Origin of the sequence: Phyllobacterium zundukense, from assembly GCF_002764115.1 — a bacterium.
GTDB lineage: Bacteria > Pseudomonadota > Alphaproteobacteria > Rhizobiales > Rhizobiaceae > Phyllobacterium > Phyllobacterium zundukense.
In genome coordinates this window covers 3342407-3356091 of record NZ_CP017940.1, presented here as the reverse complement: position 1 = coordinate 3356091, position 13685 = coordinate 3342407, and the positions used below count along the sequence as shown (strand labels likewise).

At 59.3% G+C, this 13685-nt stretch carries 14 protein-coding genes; 3 read left to right on the top strand and 11 right to left on the bottom strand.

The window, feature by feature from the left end; translation table 11 throughout:
* Positions 1 to 3: 3 nt before the first annotated feature.
* The 11 genes from BLM14_RS31100 to hutI all read right to left on the bottom strand — a co-directional run bounded on the left by BLM14_RS31100 (position 4) and on the right by hutI (position 9914).
* Positions 4 to 174, bottom strand: a complete 171-nt coding sequence (locus tag BLM14_RS31100; RefSeq protein WP_157929548.1) for a hypothetical protein — start codon at positions 172 to 174, stop codon at positions 4 to 6.
* Positions 175 to 188: 14 nt separating this feature from the next.
* Positions 189 to 695, bottom strand: coding sequence for a hypothetical protein (locus BLM14_RS16850; protein ID WP_100000450.1), 507 nt, complete (start codon positions 693 to 695; stop codon positions 189 to 191).
* Positions 696 to 1106: 411 nt separating this feature from the next.
* Entirely contained in the window at positions 1107 to 1697 is a 591-nt protein-coding gene (locus BLM14_RS16845) for an SCO family protein (protein ID WP_100000449.1), read from the bottom strand.
* A complete protein-coding gene (locus BLM14_RS16840; protein ID WP_100000448.1) occupies positions 1697 to 2230 on the bottom strand; it encodes a copper chaperone PCu(A)C in 534 nt (177 codons plus the stop codon). The genes BLM14_RS16845 and BLM14_RS16840 overlap by 1 nt, the downstream gene beginning before the upstream one ends.
* A 17-nt stretch (positions 2231 to 2247) precedes the next feature.
* Complete coding sequence (locus BLM14_RS16835; RefSeq protein WP_100000447.1) at positions 2248 to 3612, bottom strand: PepSY-associated TM helix domain-containing protein; 1365 nt, start codon at positions 3610 to 3612, stop codon at positions 2248 to 2250.
* Between the two features lie 84 nt (positions 3613 to 3696).
* Positions 3697 to 4080, bottom strand: coding sequence for a hypothetical protein (locus BLM14_RS16830; protein WP_100000446.1), 384 nt, complete (start codon positions 4078 to 4080; stop codon positions 3697 to 3699).
* Positions 4081 to 4161: 81 nt separating this feature from the next.
* Positions 4162 to 4707, bottom strand: a complete 546-nt coding sequence (locus BLM14_RS16825) for a HutD/Ves family protein (protein WP_100000445.1) — start codon at positions 4705 to 4707, stop codon at positions 4162 to 4164.
* Complete coding sequence (gene hutU / locus BLM14_RS16820; RefSeq protein WP_100000444.1) at positions 4707 to 6377, bottom strand: urocanate hydratase; 1671 nt, start codon at positions 6375 to 6377, stop codon at positions 4707 to 4709. The genes BLM14_RS16825 and hutU overlap by 1 nt, the downstream gene beginning before the upstream one ends.
* Positions 6374 to 7180 carry an N-formylglutamate deformylase gene (gene hutG, locus BLM14_RS16815; protein ID WP_100000443.1) on the bottom strand — a complete coding sequence of 269 codons (807 nt, stop codon included), beginning with the start codon at positions 7178 to 7180 and terminating at the stop codon, positions 6374 to 6376. The genes hutU and hutG overlap by 4 nt, the downstream gene beginning before the upstream one ends.
* Positions 7177 to 8718, bottom strand: a complete 1542-nt coding sequence (hutH, locus tag BLM14_RS16810) for a histidine ammonia-lyase (protein ID WP_100000442.1) — start codon at positions 8716 to 8718, stop codon at positions 7177 to 7179. Before hutH ends, hutG begins: the two co-directional genes overlap by 4 nt.
* The gene (gene hutI, locus BLM14_RS16805; RefSeq protein WP_100000441.1) at positions 8718 to 9914 is read right to left on the bottom strand and encodes an imidazolonepropionase; all 1197 of its coding nucleotides are present in this window, start codon (positions 9912 to 9914) and stop codon (positions 8718 to 8720) included. Before hutI ends, hutH begins: the two co-directional genes overlap by 1 nt.
* 85 nt (positions 9915 to 9999) lie before the next feature.
* Here hutI and BLM14_RS16800 point away from each other — a divergent pair, with 85 nt between their 5' ends.
* The 3 genes from BLM14_RS16800 to BLM14_RS16790 all read left to right on the top strand — a co-directional run bounded on the left by BLM14_RS16800 (position 10000) and on the right by BLM14_RS16790 (position 13651).
* Positions 10000 to 11382, top strand: coding sequence for a formimidoylglutamate deiminase (locus BLM14_RS16800; RefSeq protein ID WP_100000440.1), 1383 nt, complete (start codon positions 10000 to 10002; stop codon positions 11380 to 11382).
* A 41-nt stretch (positions 11383 to 11423) separates the two neighbouring features.
* The gene (locus tag BLM14_RS16795) at positions 11424 to 12080 is read left to right on the top strand and encodes a GntR family transcriptional regulator (protein ID WP_100001418.1); all 657 of its coding nucleotides are present in this window, start codon (positions 11424 to 11426) and stop codon (positions 12078 to 12080) included.
* Positions 12081 to 12433: 353 nt separating this feature from the next.
* Complete coding sequence (locus BLM14_RS16790; RefSeq protein WP_100000439.1) at positions 12434 to 13651, top strand: Mrp/NBP35 family ATP-binding protein; 1218 nt, start codon at positions 12434 to 12436, stop codon at positions 13649 to 13651.
* Positions 13652 to 13685: the final 34 nt, after the last annotated feature.

The window sequence follows — 13685 nt, the reverse complement described above, 5'->3', positions numbered from 1 at the left end:
CAGCTATTTGCGAAACAGAAGTTTCATCGGCGTAGCGTCGGCTATTTTCATATAGCCGGCGGGCTGTGCATCGGTAAGTGCCTGCGTCTTGATCGGCATCACGAAAATTGCTGCCGTCAAAAGCGCAGTCGCGGCGATGGAAAGGCGGCGTTCCATGCGTGAATTGATGATCATGCTCTTTCCCTTTCTCAATGATATTTCGCCCGAAGGGGGCGGGAAATGATGTCGTCGATAGCGGATTTCGGAATCGGCAAAAGCACCTGATCCAATTCGACCAGGGTTTCAGCAAAAGTGATCGCAGCGTTCTCGACTTCCTCCTGGCGGGAGGGGCATGCCATGGCATTGAGGCAGGTTCGTGCCGCAACCATGTCGCAATTCTGAAGACCGGCGATCAACCCCAAAGTCAGGCATTCTTCCCGGCAAACATGATGTGAGCCGAACGGAAAGGTTTTGAGCGGACAAAGCGCACAATGGCGCAAGGTGCGGATGAAAAATGACAGCTCGGAAAGCGCACGGTTGCCGTTACGGCTACCGAGGAGTTCGCTGTAGAGGCCGTAGGCCATCTCCCATGCGATGACAGAACCAGTTTCGAAACCGGCGGCCCAACGCCGGTAACCCTCTAGCACTAGCTTTTCCGGCGTGCGGTCGAAATAGCAGCCTGTGCCATTGCCGGCTTCAGATGCGCGCGGATACATCGTTACCCCCATCCTGTTCATTGTTGCATGTCAGGGCTGGAGGCCCGTTGCGGCAGATAGGGACGGCTGGGTGCGTCAGCCTGTTAGGGCCCGAAGTAGAAGATAAATGCTGCCTGCGCAGCAGGGAAACCACGCGCAAGCGTGGCAGAAAAAGACCTATCATAGGGTCCTCCAATCGAAAGGGTTCAAGGCCCAGACATCAAAGGGATGCGCTCTTGCGCTTTTTGCATAAAGGCTTTGGAAAATTGCAATGTCAAACATTAATTGTTTAAAACCTATAAAAATATCAATAGGTTAGAATAATTCTAGGAAATTATGAGTTTTTTAGTATACAAATGTCGGCATTGACAGGAAATGAGCATATTCGCCCCCGCCGAACGGCGGTCCGAAGGGGGCAATGTCGTGTCCGGATCAACCTGCAATCAGCAGCCGTAATTTCTTCATGGCGATGTCCGGGCTTTCCTTGTAGTCGATCGTGCTTTTCAGTCGGGCATCGCGATCGAGCAGCATGACGGATGCGGTATGGTCCATCGTGTAGTCGCCATTTTCAGTTGGCACTTTCTTGGCATAGATCTTCCATCCCTTGAGAAGCTTTTCCACTTCGTCCGGCTTGCCGGTGATGCCGGTGATTCGGTCCGTGAAAGCGGATGTATAGCCCTTCATTACATCAGGCGTATCGCGTTCGGGATCGACGGAAATGAAGAAGACGCGCAGATCCTTGCCTTCATCGCCAAGCGTCTTGAGCCAGCCAGCCATTTCGAACAGCGTGGTCGGGCAGACTTCCGGACAATGGGTGAAGCCGAAGAACAACGCCGTCGGATGGCCTTTGAAGGCGGCTTCGGTAATCGGAGCGCCATTCTGATCGATCAGGGTAAAGGGCACGCCAAGTTGCGCGCCTTCAGCCTTGTTGCCGAAACGGGTATTAGCGTAGGTGAACACCAGAAAGAGCGACAGGGCGGCAATGACCGCCCACAGCCCAAAGCGCAAAAGACGAAAATTCATCAGTTATGTTCCATGCCGGCTGCGTTTGCCGGTCCGACCATGAATTGGACCTCGACCTTGCCTGCCTTGGCAAACTCAAGCGTGACAGGCACCATATCGCCCTCTTTCAGTGGCGCGGTAAGATTGATCATCATCAGATGCGTGCCGCCTGGGGAGAGCTCAGCGGTGCCGCCGGCGGGGACTTCGAGACCGTCTTTCAATTGACGCATCTGCATCACATTGCCGTCCATCTTCATTTCATGCACTTCGACACGTTGGGCCGCCGGGCTCGAGCCGCCGATCAGGCGATCGGCTTCCTTCGACTGACTGGTGATCGTGACATAGCCGCCGCCAACCTTGGCGCCCGGCAGCGTGGCGCGCGCAAATGCTCCGCTCAATACAAGATCGCCCACTTTTACAGGGGCCATCATATCGTCGCTCATCGCGGCAGCGTCGCCTTTGCCCATGGCGGAATGGTCATGTGATTGAGCCGCGGCAAAGGAAGCTGAGCTGGCCAGCAGCGCGAGCGCGGCAATTCGGGAAAAGGATCTCATTGGATGTCTCCGATTGCTTAAGAGAATACACGTTTCAAAGGCGAGGGGATGCGTGTGACTAGCTGGTCGAGAACCAACATGGCCAGGATAGCGAACCCGGTAAGCGGAAAGAGGATGCCGAAGCCGAGAATGATGAGCTTCAGCGTGACAAAGACACTCTTTTGCGATGGCATCGGCGGGACGCCGAGCCGGCCTGAAGGCCGACGCCTCCACCACATGACAACCGCCGAAAGCGAAGTCAGGACAATGGCAAGGCAGGTCATAAGCATGACGATCTGGTTGGCCAGGCCCAGATACTCGCCTTGGTGAACGCCGATGCCGAATTCGATTGCCCTGGCCCCCGCGCCATAATCGGCAAACTTCAGATCAACGAGCGGTTTGCCGGTATACTGGTCGAAGTGGATCGTTCGTTGCTTGGCAATATCGTCCGGGAAAATGGCCGCCGTATAGACCCCCTTCTTGCCGGACGGGAGCGAAACCTCGAAACCCGGTGCCATGCCTGCAGCGTTAGCCGAAGCAACGACCTGATCGAGACCGATAGGCTGTGCGGTGTCGCTTGGCGTCGATGTCGGCACCGGAGCGCTTTCGACCGTCCATCCGGCATGGGTCAGCACATCCTTGGTGGGGATCTTTGAAACCGGCACATCGTCCCAGAGCTGCGCCGGATAACCGAGGCCAGCGCTCGACAATGTCACGTTGACCTTGTCGCCCCAATAGCCCGACCAGGGCATGCCTGTTATTGCCAGGAAGAAGATCAGGGCACCCGCTGTGGCGCCGGTCACCGCATGAACATCCCGCCAGAACACGCGTTTGTCGGGCGTGCCCCGCACGCTAATGACGCCGCCGGTCTGCTTGCGCGGCCACCAGAGATAAAAGCCGGTAACGACGAGAATGAGCGCGAGCCCGCCGACCGCCTCGACGATGCGATTGAACGCGAAACCGAAATAGTCGAGGCTGTGGATCTTCTTGACGACCCAGTTGAATTCCTCTTTCTCGCCGACCTTGCCAAGAACGGAGCCGCTATAAGGATCGACGAACACGAGAACATTGCCGGTATTGGTGCCGACAGTAACGCGAGCCGATTGCGTTGGCACAGTGGGAGCACGATAGCGCAATACTTTCGCCCCCGGTATCGCGGCCTTGGCATCGTCGGTCAGCAGCGATGGAGCCAGAGCTTCGCCGCGCGGCTGCACCACATTGCGATAGGCGAAGGCCGTATTGTCGATCTCGTCCTTGAACAGGTAGAGACTGCCGGTGATGGCCAGGTTGAGCATGAAGGGGATGACCAGAAGGCCGGCGAAGAAGTGCCAGCGCCAGATGGCGCGGTAGAGCGAAAGACTGATGTCATTGGGCTTCTCGGAAGCCAGGCTTGAGACGGTCATAGGTGTTCCATTCGTCTGACAGCAAAGGTGGCGGACTGCATCTGCAGGCCGTCGCGACGCGCCGCGGACGGCGCATTGTTTCTGTCAGGCGAGGGGAGGTGCTTGTGGCGGAGCCGATGGGGGATAGAGGCTGCGCGCGATCAGGATCGCTTCGCGCTGTATCGCAAGCGATTGAGCCGGCTGTACTTTTGGACCAGCCGTGAAGGTCGGTGCGGGCAGAATGAACGATGCGGAAAGCCGGCAGGCCTCGCAACCGGTGCCATGCCAGGCGCTCTTGTGCAGGTCCCTATCGTCGATGCCTGGGAGACAAAGTACGGGAACAGTGCCATCTGGCAGCGTATAGGCCGCAAGATCGATCTGGTCAGCGCGCTTTGCTTCGATCGGCTGGTGCGCGAAAGCAACGAACACGAGCGCCAATGCGCACAGCATGCGCACCGCCAATCGCCAATCGTTCCAAATCTTGCGCATCAACGCCTCATATTCCAGTCAGATGCAGACAAGTACATTAGCCCGGCGCCGAAATCTATGCGGCAAAGCGACAGCGAATGTTTAGATACTGGTGATCTCGACCAGCCATGCGTTCTTGGGGATGCTGGTGAATGCCAACCCTTCGGTAGCAAACAGATGAATTACATCGTCTAGCCCAAACGCATCTCGTGGCGAAACCTCCGCGGCCGAGCGGAAAAGCACAAATGTTTCCTCTGCATTTGCCACGATCCCGGCTTGGTCAAGCCGTCTGACATTGGCCGAAAATCGTCCGCGCCGAACCATGACGTTGAGATCCGTGACTTCGCGAATAACCTCGGCGCTGGTCGGCACATCGCCGGGGAAGGCGATGGCCGGAGAGGTCGGGCCAATCAATGTCGCTTGGCCGCCGCCGATCGTTAGCCGCATCTCGCCGTCCAACACGGCGAGAACCCGGTCAACATTGGCAAACGCGGAAAAAGGGCCAGAGCTTGGCACTTTTGCCATGCTGATGCGCCAGTCGAAATCGCTAACCGTTGCACCTGACGGTGAAATCGCGATCTCGGTCGTGAATCCGCCGCCATTTTTCCATGGCATTTGCCGGTGATCGCCGGCGCGCAGAATGCGCATCAGCCAAGAATACCCGGCAGGTTCAGACCCTTTTCCCTGGCGCATTCAATGGCGATCTCATAACCCGCATCGGCGTGACGCATCACCCCAGTGGCAGGATCGTTCCACAGCACGCGACCAATACGCTCCGCAGCATCGTCGGTGCCGTCACAACAGATCACCATGCCGGAATGCTGCGAGTAGCCCATGCCGACGCCGCCACCATGATGCAATGACACCCAGGTGGCACCTGAAGCGGTATTGAGCAACGCGTTCAAAAGCGGCCAGTCGGAGACCGCATCGGACCCATCCTTCATCGCTTCCGTTTCGCGGTTGGGCGAGGCGACGGAACCGGAATCGAGATGGTCGCGACCGATGACGATCGGCGCCTTGAGCTCACCGGTGCGCACCATTTCATTGAAGGCGAGGCCAAGGCGATGGCGGTCACCGAGACCTACCCAGCAGATACGGGCCGGCAGACCCTGGAAGGCGATGCGCTCACGAGCCATGTCGAGCCAGTTGTGCAGATGCGTGTTGCCCGGGGTCAGTTCCTTTACCTTGGCGTCGGTCTTGTAGATGTCTTCCGGATCGCCCGAAAGCGCCGCCCATCGGAACGGACCAATGCCCCGGCAAAACAGGGGGCGGATATAGGCGGGGACGAAGCCGGGGAACGCGAAGGCATTTTCCAAGCCCTCGTCCTTGGCCACCTGCCGGATATTGTTGCCATAATCGAGGGTCGGTATGCCCCGGTTCCAGAATTCGATCATCGCTTCGACATGTTCACGCATCGATGCACGCGCGGCTTTCTCAACGGCCTTTGGATCGCTTTCGCGCTTTTCGCGCCATTCTGCCATGGTCCAGCCCTTCGGCAGATAGCCGTTGATCGGGTCATGAGCGGAGGTCTGGTCGGTGACGATATCGGGACGCACGCCGCGGCGCACCAGTTCCGGAAGCACATCCGCCGCATTGCCAAGCAAGCCGACGGATTTGGCTTCGCCCGCCTTGGTCCAGCGGTCGATCATCTCCAGGGCTTCATCCAATGTTTCAGCCTTGGCATCGACATAGCGGGTGCGCAGCCGGAAATCGATCGAGTCGGGATTGCACTCGACCGCCAGGCAGCAGGCACCGGCCATGACGGCGGCGAGCGGCTGCGCGCCGCCCATCCCGCCAAGTCCGCCGGTCAGGATCCATTTTCCCTTGAGGTTGCCGCCATAATGCTGGCGGCCTGCCTCGACAAAGGTCTCATAGGTGCCCTGAACAATACCCTGCGTTCCAATATAGATCCACGAGCCGGCGGTCATCTGGCCATACATGGCCAGACCTTTCTTATCGAGTTCGTTGAAATGGTCCCAGGTCGCCCAGTGCGGCACGAGATTGGAATTGGCAATCAGCACGCGGGGGGCATTGGCATGGGTCTTGAACACACCGACCGGCTTACCGGACTGGACGAGCAGCGTCTCATCCTCGTTCAGCGTCTTCAGCGTGGATACGATCTTGTCGAAATCGTCCCAGGTACGGGCCGCACGGCCAATGCCGCCATAGACCACCAGCTCATTGGGGTTTTCGGCAACATCCGGATCGAGATTGTTCATCAGCATCCGCAGGGGCGCTTCGGTCATCCAGGATTTGGTGTTGAGCTGATTGCCCCGGGGGCTGCGGATTTCGCGGATGTTGTGCCTTGGATTGTTCATTTCCTGCTCCCCAATTTGATGGCGGTCTGTTCGATGATTTCGAGAATGTCCTGGAGATGCCTGCGCAATTTTTCCGCCTTGGCCTCATCAAGGGCAAAGGGCGGTGTTTCAGTCGCCAAATGCGATGATTGCGTCAGTTCCATCTGGATGGCGTGGATGCCAAGGTCTGGCTGGCCGTAGTGGCGCGTCGTCCAACCACCCTTGAACCGGCCGTTGATGACGGCGTCGTAACCGCGTGCCGCAAAGACGATACGGCCGACCGCCGAGGCGATTTCGGGTGAACAGCTCTTGCCCTCATTGGTGCCGATGTTGAAATCCGGCAGCTTGCCCTGAAACAGAAACGGGATATGCGAGCGGATGGAGTGACAGTCATAGAGTATGGCGAGGCCACAAGCCTCACGCACCCGCTTGATCTCTTCGGCCAGAGCGGCGTGATAGGGGCGGTGAAACTGCTCGAGCCGTGATTTCGTATCCGCCGGCGTCGGCTTTTCGCCATTACGCCAGATCGGCTTGCCGTCGAAATCCGTGTCCGGGATCAATCCCGTGGTGTTTTGCCCAGGATAAAGACTGACGCCTTCCGGATCGCGATTTGCATCGATCACATAGCGATGGAATGTGGCTCGTACCGTTGTTATGTCCGGAAGCAGGCCATCATAAAGCTTGTCGATGTGCCAGTCAGTGTCGGCAAGCAGCTGGCCGTTTTCATTAAGCCGCCCCCAAATATCGGAGGGAACATCCGTCCCTGTGTGCGGGAATCCGAGAATGATCGGGGATAACCCCCGGTTGACTTCGACAACACTCATAGGCCCGTGTCCAGAACCGGAAGAATTTCGGCAGAGATCGCGGCGTTGAGCGCACCTGAAGCAACAAGATCGGAAACTGCTTTCAGATCGGGTGCCATATAGCGGTCCTCATCGAGTGTCGGCACTGCCGCACGAATAACGCTGTGGGCGCGCATCAGTTCCGGGCTGGTCTGCAGCGGGCTGCGCAAGTCGACGCCCTGCGCAGCGGTCAACGCTTCGATACCGATGATCGAGAACAGATTATCGGTCATTTGCAGGAGCCGGCGCGCACCATGACAGGCCATTGACACATGATCTTCCTGATTGGCCGAAGTTGGTGTCGAATCGACCGACGCCGGATGGGACATCTGCTTGTTTTCCGACATAAGCGCTGCGGATGTAACTTCAGCGATCATCAACCCTGAATTGAGGCCAGGCTTCCGGGCAAGGAAGGCGGGCAGTCCGTAACTGAGGGCCGGATCGACCAGCAACGCGATACGGCGCTGCGCGATCGAACCGATCTCGCAGATGGCCAGCGCAATCTGGTCGGCTGCAAACGCCACGGGTTCGGCGTGAAAATTGCCACCCGAGACGACAGAGCCATCGCTCAGCACGAGCGGGTTGTCGGTCACGGCATTGGCTTCGATTTCCAGCGTACGGGCTGCCATGCGCAACAGGTCGAGGCAGGCGCCGTCGACCTGCGGCTGGCAGCGGATGCAATAGGGATCCTGCACGCGCTCGTCGCCTTCGATATGGCTCATCCGAATGGGCGAGTTTTCGAGCAGCCGGCGCAAGGCAGCACCGGTATCGATCTGGCCGCGATGACCGCGCAGGCTGTGAATATCCGGGTGGAACGGTGCCGAGGAACCCATGGCGGCATCGGTCGAAAGGGCGCCCGTGATCAGCGCCGACTGGCCAGCCCGGTGAGCCCGGAAGAGACCTGCCAGGGCAAGGGCGGTCGAAACCTGCGTCCCGTTGATGAGCGCGAGGCCTTCCTTCGCCGCCAGAACAACGGGTTTCAGCCCCGCCTTGGCAAGGCCATCGCCTGCGGGCAGCTGCTTGCCATCAAACATGACATCGCCTTCGCCGATCATCGCTGCCGCCATATGTGCCAGCGGTGCAAGATCCCCGGAAGCGCCGACAGAACCCTTTTCCGGAATGACCGGGATCACGCCCTTCTCCAGCATGGCTTCGATGAGGCTGATGAGCTCAGGGCGGACACCGGACGCGCCGCGGCCGAGTGAGATCAACTTCAGTGCCATGATCAGGCGGACGATGTTTTCGGGCAATGCATTGCCGACACCGCAACAATGCGAAAGGATCAAATTGCGCTGCAGGGTCTCGACGTCCGCCGCCTCAATCTTGATCGAGGCGAGCTTACCAAAGCCGGTATTGATGCCGTAGATAGGCTCGTTGCCGCCGGCAATTTCGGCGATGCGACGGGCCGCGGCCTCGATCCCCGGATGAAAGGAAGGATCGAGCTTGGCGGAGCCTCCCTGCCAATAGATTGTTTCTAAAACAGCAATTGGCACGGAGCCGGGGTGAAGCGTGATGGTCATTATGATGCTTTCAAAACAAGCTGATGGAGTGGGTTGAAGCCGATGCGGTAGCAGAGTTCCGCTGGTTGCTCTGCGTTCCAGATGGCGATTTCGGCGCGCTTGCCGGGCGCTATGGTGCCAATCTCGGCTTGCAGGCCAAGCGCGTGTGCCGCCTCGCGTGTGGCCCCAGCGAGTGCTTCTTCCACCGTCAGGCGAAAGAGCGTGCACGCCATGTTCATGGTCAAAAGCAGCGAGGTGAGGGGCGAGGTACCGGGATTGCAATCGGTCGCGACGGCAATGCGAACGCCTGCATCGCGCAAGGTTGCTACGGGCGGCGCGCGCTCTTCCCGCAGCGCGTAGAAGGCACCGGGCAGAAGCACCGCGACGGTTCCCGCCGCCGCCATGGCTTTCGCACCCTCTTCGTCAAGATATTCAAGATGATCGGCCGATAGTGCGCCGAAGGACGCTGCAAGCTTGGCGCCACCGAGGTTCGACAACTGCTCTGCGTGCAGCTTCACCGGCAGACCGAGCGCCTTGGCCTTTTCAAAGACGCGGGAGATTTGCGCGGGTGAGAAGGCAATACCCTCGCAAAATCCATCCACCGCATCGACTAGGCCCTCCGCGTGGGCGGCTTCAAGACCGGGCAGCACCACTTCTGAAATGTAGTCGTCAGCGCGGCCGCGAAACTCAGGCGGCACGGCATGGGCTCCGAGGTAACTGGTCAGGATCCGCACCGGACGCATTGTGCCAAGGCGGCGCGCGACACGCAGCATCTTCAGTTCAGCCTCGATGTTGAGCCCGTAGCCAGACTTGATTTCGATGGTCGAAATGCCCTCAGCCAAAAGCGTATCGAGCCGGGGCAGGCTTTGCGCGACAAGTTCGTCCTCGCTCAAGCCGTTAGTCGCCTTGACCGACGAGACGATGCCGCCACCGGCCCGCGCGATCTCCTCATAGCTAGCGCCTTCCAGCCGCATTTCGAACTCGCGGGCACGGTTGCCGCCGAAAACCAGATGCGTATGGCAATCGATCAAGGCCGGGGTTGCCAGCCTGCCGCCGAAATCCTGGCGCTCTACACTGTTCCAGTCGCCTGGAACATCCTGCCCGACCCAGACGATCCGCTCGCCATCAATGCCAATCGAGCCATTCTCGATCAGGCCATAGGGCGCGCCGGTATGCTCCAGCGTAGCGATCTTCAATCCGGACAGAATTTTTCTCATCGGCCTTCACAGCGTCCCCATTATGGTCTTGCTCATATCATTATTATGTATATACATATTATGTCAATCGGTTGCGGGAGAAGAAATGAGCGAAGCCACAAAATCTGTTTTTGCGCGGAAAGCCCTCACGCCGAAAGGCTGGGAAGACGACGTCCTCGTGCACATGGATGTCGCAGGTCGCATCGCTTCGGTCGAGCCAAAAAGCGCAGTTTCATCAAATGCTTACTCGGTTGACGTCCTGCTCCCCGCGCAGGCCAATCTGCACAGCCACACCTTCCAGCGCGGCATGGCCGGGCTTTCCGAAGCGCGCAGCCCGGCTGGACGTGACAGCTTCTGGACATGGCGCGAGATCATGTACCGCTTTCTTGATATCCTGGGCCCCGAAGACATCGAGGCGATCGCCGCCTTTGCCTTCGTCGAGATGCTGGAGTCGGGTTATTCCAGCGTCGCGGAGTTCCATTATGTTCACCATCAGCCGGGCGGCGAGCCCTATGCCAACTTAAGCGAATTGTCGGAGCGGATCGCAGCGGCGGCCAGCGCGACCGGCATTGGTCTGACGCTGCTGCCAGTCGCCTACGCGCAGGGCGGCGTTGACGGGCGCACACTGGCGGGCGGGCAACTACGCTTCGGCAACGATCTGGAGCGTTATGTCAAACTGGCACAAGCTGCTGAAAAGGCTGCAAAAAGCGTCAGCCTCGACGCAGGTTTCGGTGTCGCCCCACATTCGATCCGCGCCGTGAACGAGCGCGACCTTAAGGCGCTGGAACAGCAATTCCGCGGGATGCCCTTCCACATTCATATTGCCGAGCAGATACCGGAGATCGAAGAGGTGAAGGCGGCCTATGGCCAGCGCTCGATGAGCTGGCTGCTCGATCATCTGCCGGTCAATGAGCGCTGGTGCCTGATCCATTCCACCCATATGACGCCGGAGGAAACGCAGCGGGTTGCACAAAGTGGCGCCGTGGTTGGACTTTGCCCGATCACAGAAGCCAATCTAGGCGACGGAATATTCAATGGAGTCAACTACTTGAGCGAAGGTGGCCGCTTCGGCACCGGATCGGATTCGAACATCCGCATCTCGCCATCGGAAGAATTGCGTCAGCTCGAATACAGCCAGCGGTTGCGGGATATCGCGCGCGTTACCCTGTCGGTCCAAGGCAAGTCCTGCGGCCGCACGCTTTATGACACGGCTTTGGCGGGCGGTGCTCAGGCTCTCGGTCGCGATGCGGGCAGCCTTGTGCCCGGCAAATGGGCGGACATGATCTCCTTAGATGTTGAAAGTGCTGCACTTTTTGGCCTGACCGGCGACAGGTTGCTTGACGGCTGGATTTTTGCGGGCGACAGGCAGGCCGTCAGCGATGTCTGGTCGGCGGGGCGCCATGTGGTGCACGAGGGCCGGCATCGCGACCGGACGGCGATAGTCAAAACCTACAAAACTCGCCTGGCAGCGATACTGGAGAGAGTGTGACGGCAACCGCGCGAAAATCATTCCATGCCATCAAGGCGGAGATGGCGCGGCGCATCGCCGAGCGAGTCTGGGCGCCCGGCGCGCTGATTCCGGGCGAGGAAGTGCTGGCCGTCGAGTTCAGCTGCGCAAGGGCCACGGTTAACCGCGCCTTGCAGGAACTGGCGCGCGGTGGCGTGCTGGTGCGCAAGCGCAAGGCTGGCACCCGCGTCGCACTCCACCCGATGCGCGAGGCGCGCTTCGTCATTCCGATCGTGCGCCAAGAGATTGAAAACAAAGGCGGAATCTACCAATTCCGCCTGCTGTCCAATAAAGTTGAGAAGGCACCGGTGACCGTCACCAAACGGCTCGGCCTCACCAAAGCCAAAGAGATGCTGCATGTCCGCTGCCTGCATCTTTCCGATGGCAAGCCCTATCAATACGAGGATCGCTGGGTCAATCTCGATGCCGTACCCTCTATCCGCCATGAGACATTCGAGACGATCAGCCCGAATGAATGGCTGGTCACCCATTCGCCGTTCTCACAGGCCGAAATCGTTTTTCATGCCGATCTGGCGGGGGGTGAAGAGGCTGAAATCCTTGGCGTCAACGAGAAGGATTCGGTGTTCGTCATCGAACGTCTGACCTTCGTGCTGCAAAAGCCCATCACCTTCGTTCGCATGAGCCACCCGGGCTCGCACCGCATGGTCACTCAACTCTAGGCAACCAAATTGCACCGCGCGGTTGATAAAATGGTGCCAGAATCGCAGATTCGCGTGCCATTTTCGCCGGTTCCTTGCGAATTCTGACCGTTCTCGTGCGAAACCGCCCAATAGCTGGGGAAACACGTTCAAGTTTCGCGACTCATCGTGCCACGAGCCGTGCCGGCCGGTACACCGCCTCGACAGATTCGCGATGAATGGGTCAGGCCATCGGTTTCGTGGACAAATGACCATTGGCGTTTCGCTTCAACTGCACTATTTGAAAGCATCTTCGTATTACGCAATTCCGATTGGGAAAACCGCTTCACACTTTTCCTGGAATTGCTCCAAGGAATGACAGGGATGGAATTGCAATGGCAGGCGTGACGAAAGACCAGGTCCTCGAACAGCTGAAGACAGTGACCGGTCCAGACTTCAACAGCAATATCGTCGAGCTCGGCCTCGTTTCGGATATTTTCATTGCCGATGGCAAGGTGTTCTTCTCGATCACCGTGCCAGCCGCGCGCGCCCAGGAACTGGAGCCGCTGCGCGCTGCCGCCGAGCGCGTCGTCAAGAACATGCCGGACGTCACCGGCGCCGTCGTCGCGCTGACCGCGGAGAAGAAAGGCGGGCCGACCAGCGACGATGCACCGCCCAGAGCCGCGCCGTCACCACGCCCCGTACAGCGGCCGGCACCGGCGGGTGCGGTTCCACCACCGCGCGTACCCGCCCAAGGTGCACCGGCACAGCCTGGACATACGCACGGCCACGCCGCGGCGCCGGTCAAGGCTGGTGTACCCGGCGTCGGCGCGATCATCGCGGTTGCCTCGGGCAAGGGCGGTGTCGGCAAGTCGACCACGGCGGTCAACCTCGCTCTGGGGTTGCAGGCCAATGGCCACCGCGTCGGCATTCTCGATGCGGACATTTACGGGCCTTCCATGCCGCGCCTGCTTGGCCTGCATGGCAAGCCGGAAGTGATATCGGGCCGGGTGCTCAAGCCGATGGAAGGCTACGGCCTGAAAGTCATGTCGATCGGCTTCCTGGTCGATGAGGAAACCCCGATGATCTGGCGCGGACCGATGGTCATGTCGGCACTGACGCAGATGCTGCGCGAGGTGCAGTGGGGCGATCTCGATGTACTGGTTGTCGACATGCCGCCCGGCACCGGCGACGCGCAATTGACCATGGCGCAGCAGGTACCGCTGGCGGGCGCCGTCATCGTCTCGACGCCGCAGGATCTGGCGCTGATCGATGCGCGCAAGGGCCTCAACATGTTCAAGAAGGTCGATGTGCCTTTGCTCGGCATTGTCGAGAACATGAGCTATTTCATCGCGCCGGACACCGGCGCCCGTTACGACATTTTCGGCCATGGCGGCGCGCGCAGGGAAGCGGAGCGCCTCGATGTGCCGTTCCTCGGCGAAGTGCCGCTGGTCATGGAAATCCGCGAGACGTCCGACAGTGGAAAACCGGTGGTCGTGAGCAATCCCGATGGTCCGCAGGCAAAAGCCTACCGCGAAATCGCCGCCAAGGTCTGGGACCAGCTTGCTGCGGCGAAGGGTGGAAGGGCGGCTCCGGCGATCGTGTTTGAGTAGAGCCGTAGCTGTTCCGGATTAAATGGTTCTAGAT

What these genes read in the sequence shown, in the direction of transcription:
- BLM14_RS31100 (WP_157929548.1), bottom strand. Translation starts at nt 174, where the DNA reads ATGATCATCAATTCACGCATGGAACGCCGCCTTTCCATCGCCGCGACT.
- BLM14_RS16850 (WP_100000450.1), bottom strand. Translation starts at nt 695, where the DNA reads ATGTATCCGCGCGCATCTGAAGCCGGCAATGGCACAGGCTGCTATTTC.
- BLM14_RS16845 (WP_100000449.1), bottom strand. Translation starts at nt 1,697, where the DNA reads ATGAATTTTCGTCTTTTGCGCTTTGGGCTGTGGGCGGTCATTGCCGCC.
- BLM14_RS16840 (WP_100000448.1), bottom strand. Translation starts at nt 2,230, where the DNA reads ATGAGATCCTTTTCCCGAATTGCCGCGCTCGCGCTGCTGGCCAGCTCA.
- BLM14_RS16835 (WP_100000447.1), bottom strand. Translation starts at nt 3,612, where the DNA reads ATGACCGTCTCAAGCCTGGCTTCCGAGAAGCCCAATGACATCAGTCTT.
- BLM14_RS16830 (WP_100000446.1), bottom strand. Translation starts at nt 4,080, where the DNA reads ATGCGCAAGATTTGGAACGATTGGCGATTGGCGGTGCGCATGCTGTGC.
- BLM14_RS16825 (WP_100000445.1), bottom strand. Translation starts at nt 4,707, where the DNA reads ATGCGCATTCTGCGCGCCGGCGATCACCGGCAAATGCCATGGAAAAAT.
- hutU (WP_100000444.1), bottom strand. Translation starts at nt 6,377, where the DNA reads ATGAACAATCCAAGGCACAACATCCGCGAAATCCGCAGCCCCCGGGGC.
- hutG (WP_100000443.1), bottom strand. Translation starts at nt 7,180, where the DNA reads ATGAGTGTTGTCGAAGTCAACCGGGGGTTATCCCCGATCATTCTCGGA.
- hutH (WP_100000442.1), bottom strand. Translation starts at nt 8,718, where the DNA reads ATGACCATCACGCTTCACCCCGGCTCCGTGCCAATTGCTGTTTTAGAA.
- hutI (WP_100000441.1), bottom strand. Translation starts at nt 9,914, where the DNA reads ATGAGAAAAATTCTGTCCGGATTGAAGATCGCTACGCTGGAGCATACC.
- BLM14_RS16800 (WP_100000440.1), top strand. Translation starts at nt 10,000, where the DNA reads ATGAGCGAAGCCACAAAATCTGTTTTTGCGCGGAAAGCCCTCACGCCG.
- BLM14_RS16795 (WP_100001418.1), top strand. Translation starts at nt 11,424, where the DNA reads ATGGCGCGGCGCATCGCCGAGCGAGTCTGGGCGCCCGGCGCGCTGATT.
- BLM14_RS16790 (WP_100000439.1), top strand. Translation starts at nt 12,434, where the DNA reads ATGGCAGGCGTGACGAAAGACCAGGTCCTCGAACAGCTGAAGACAGTG.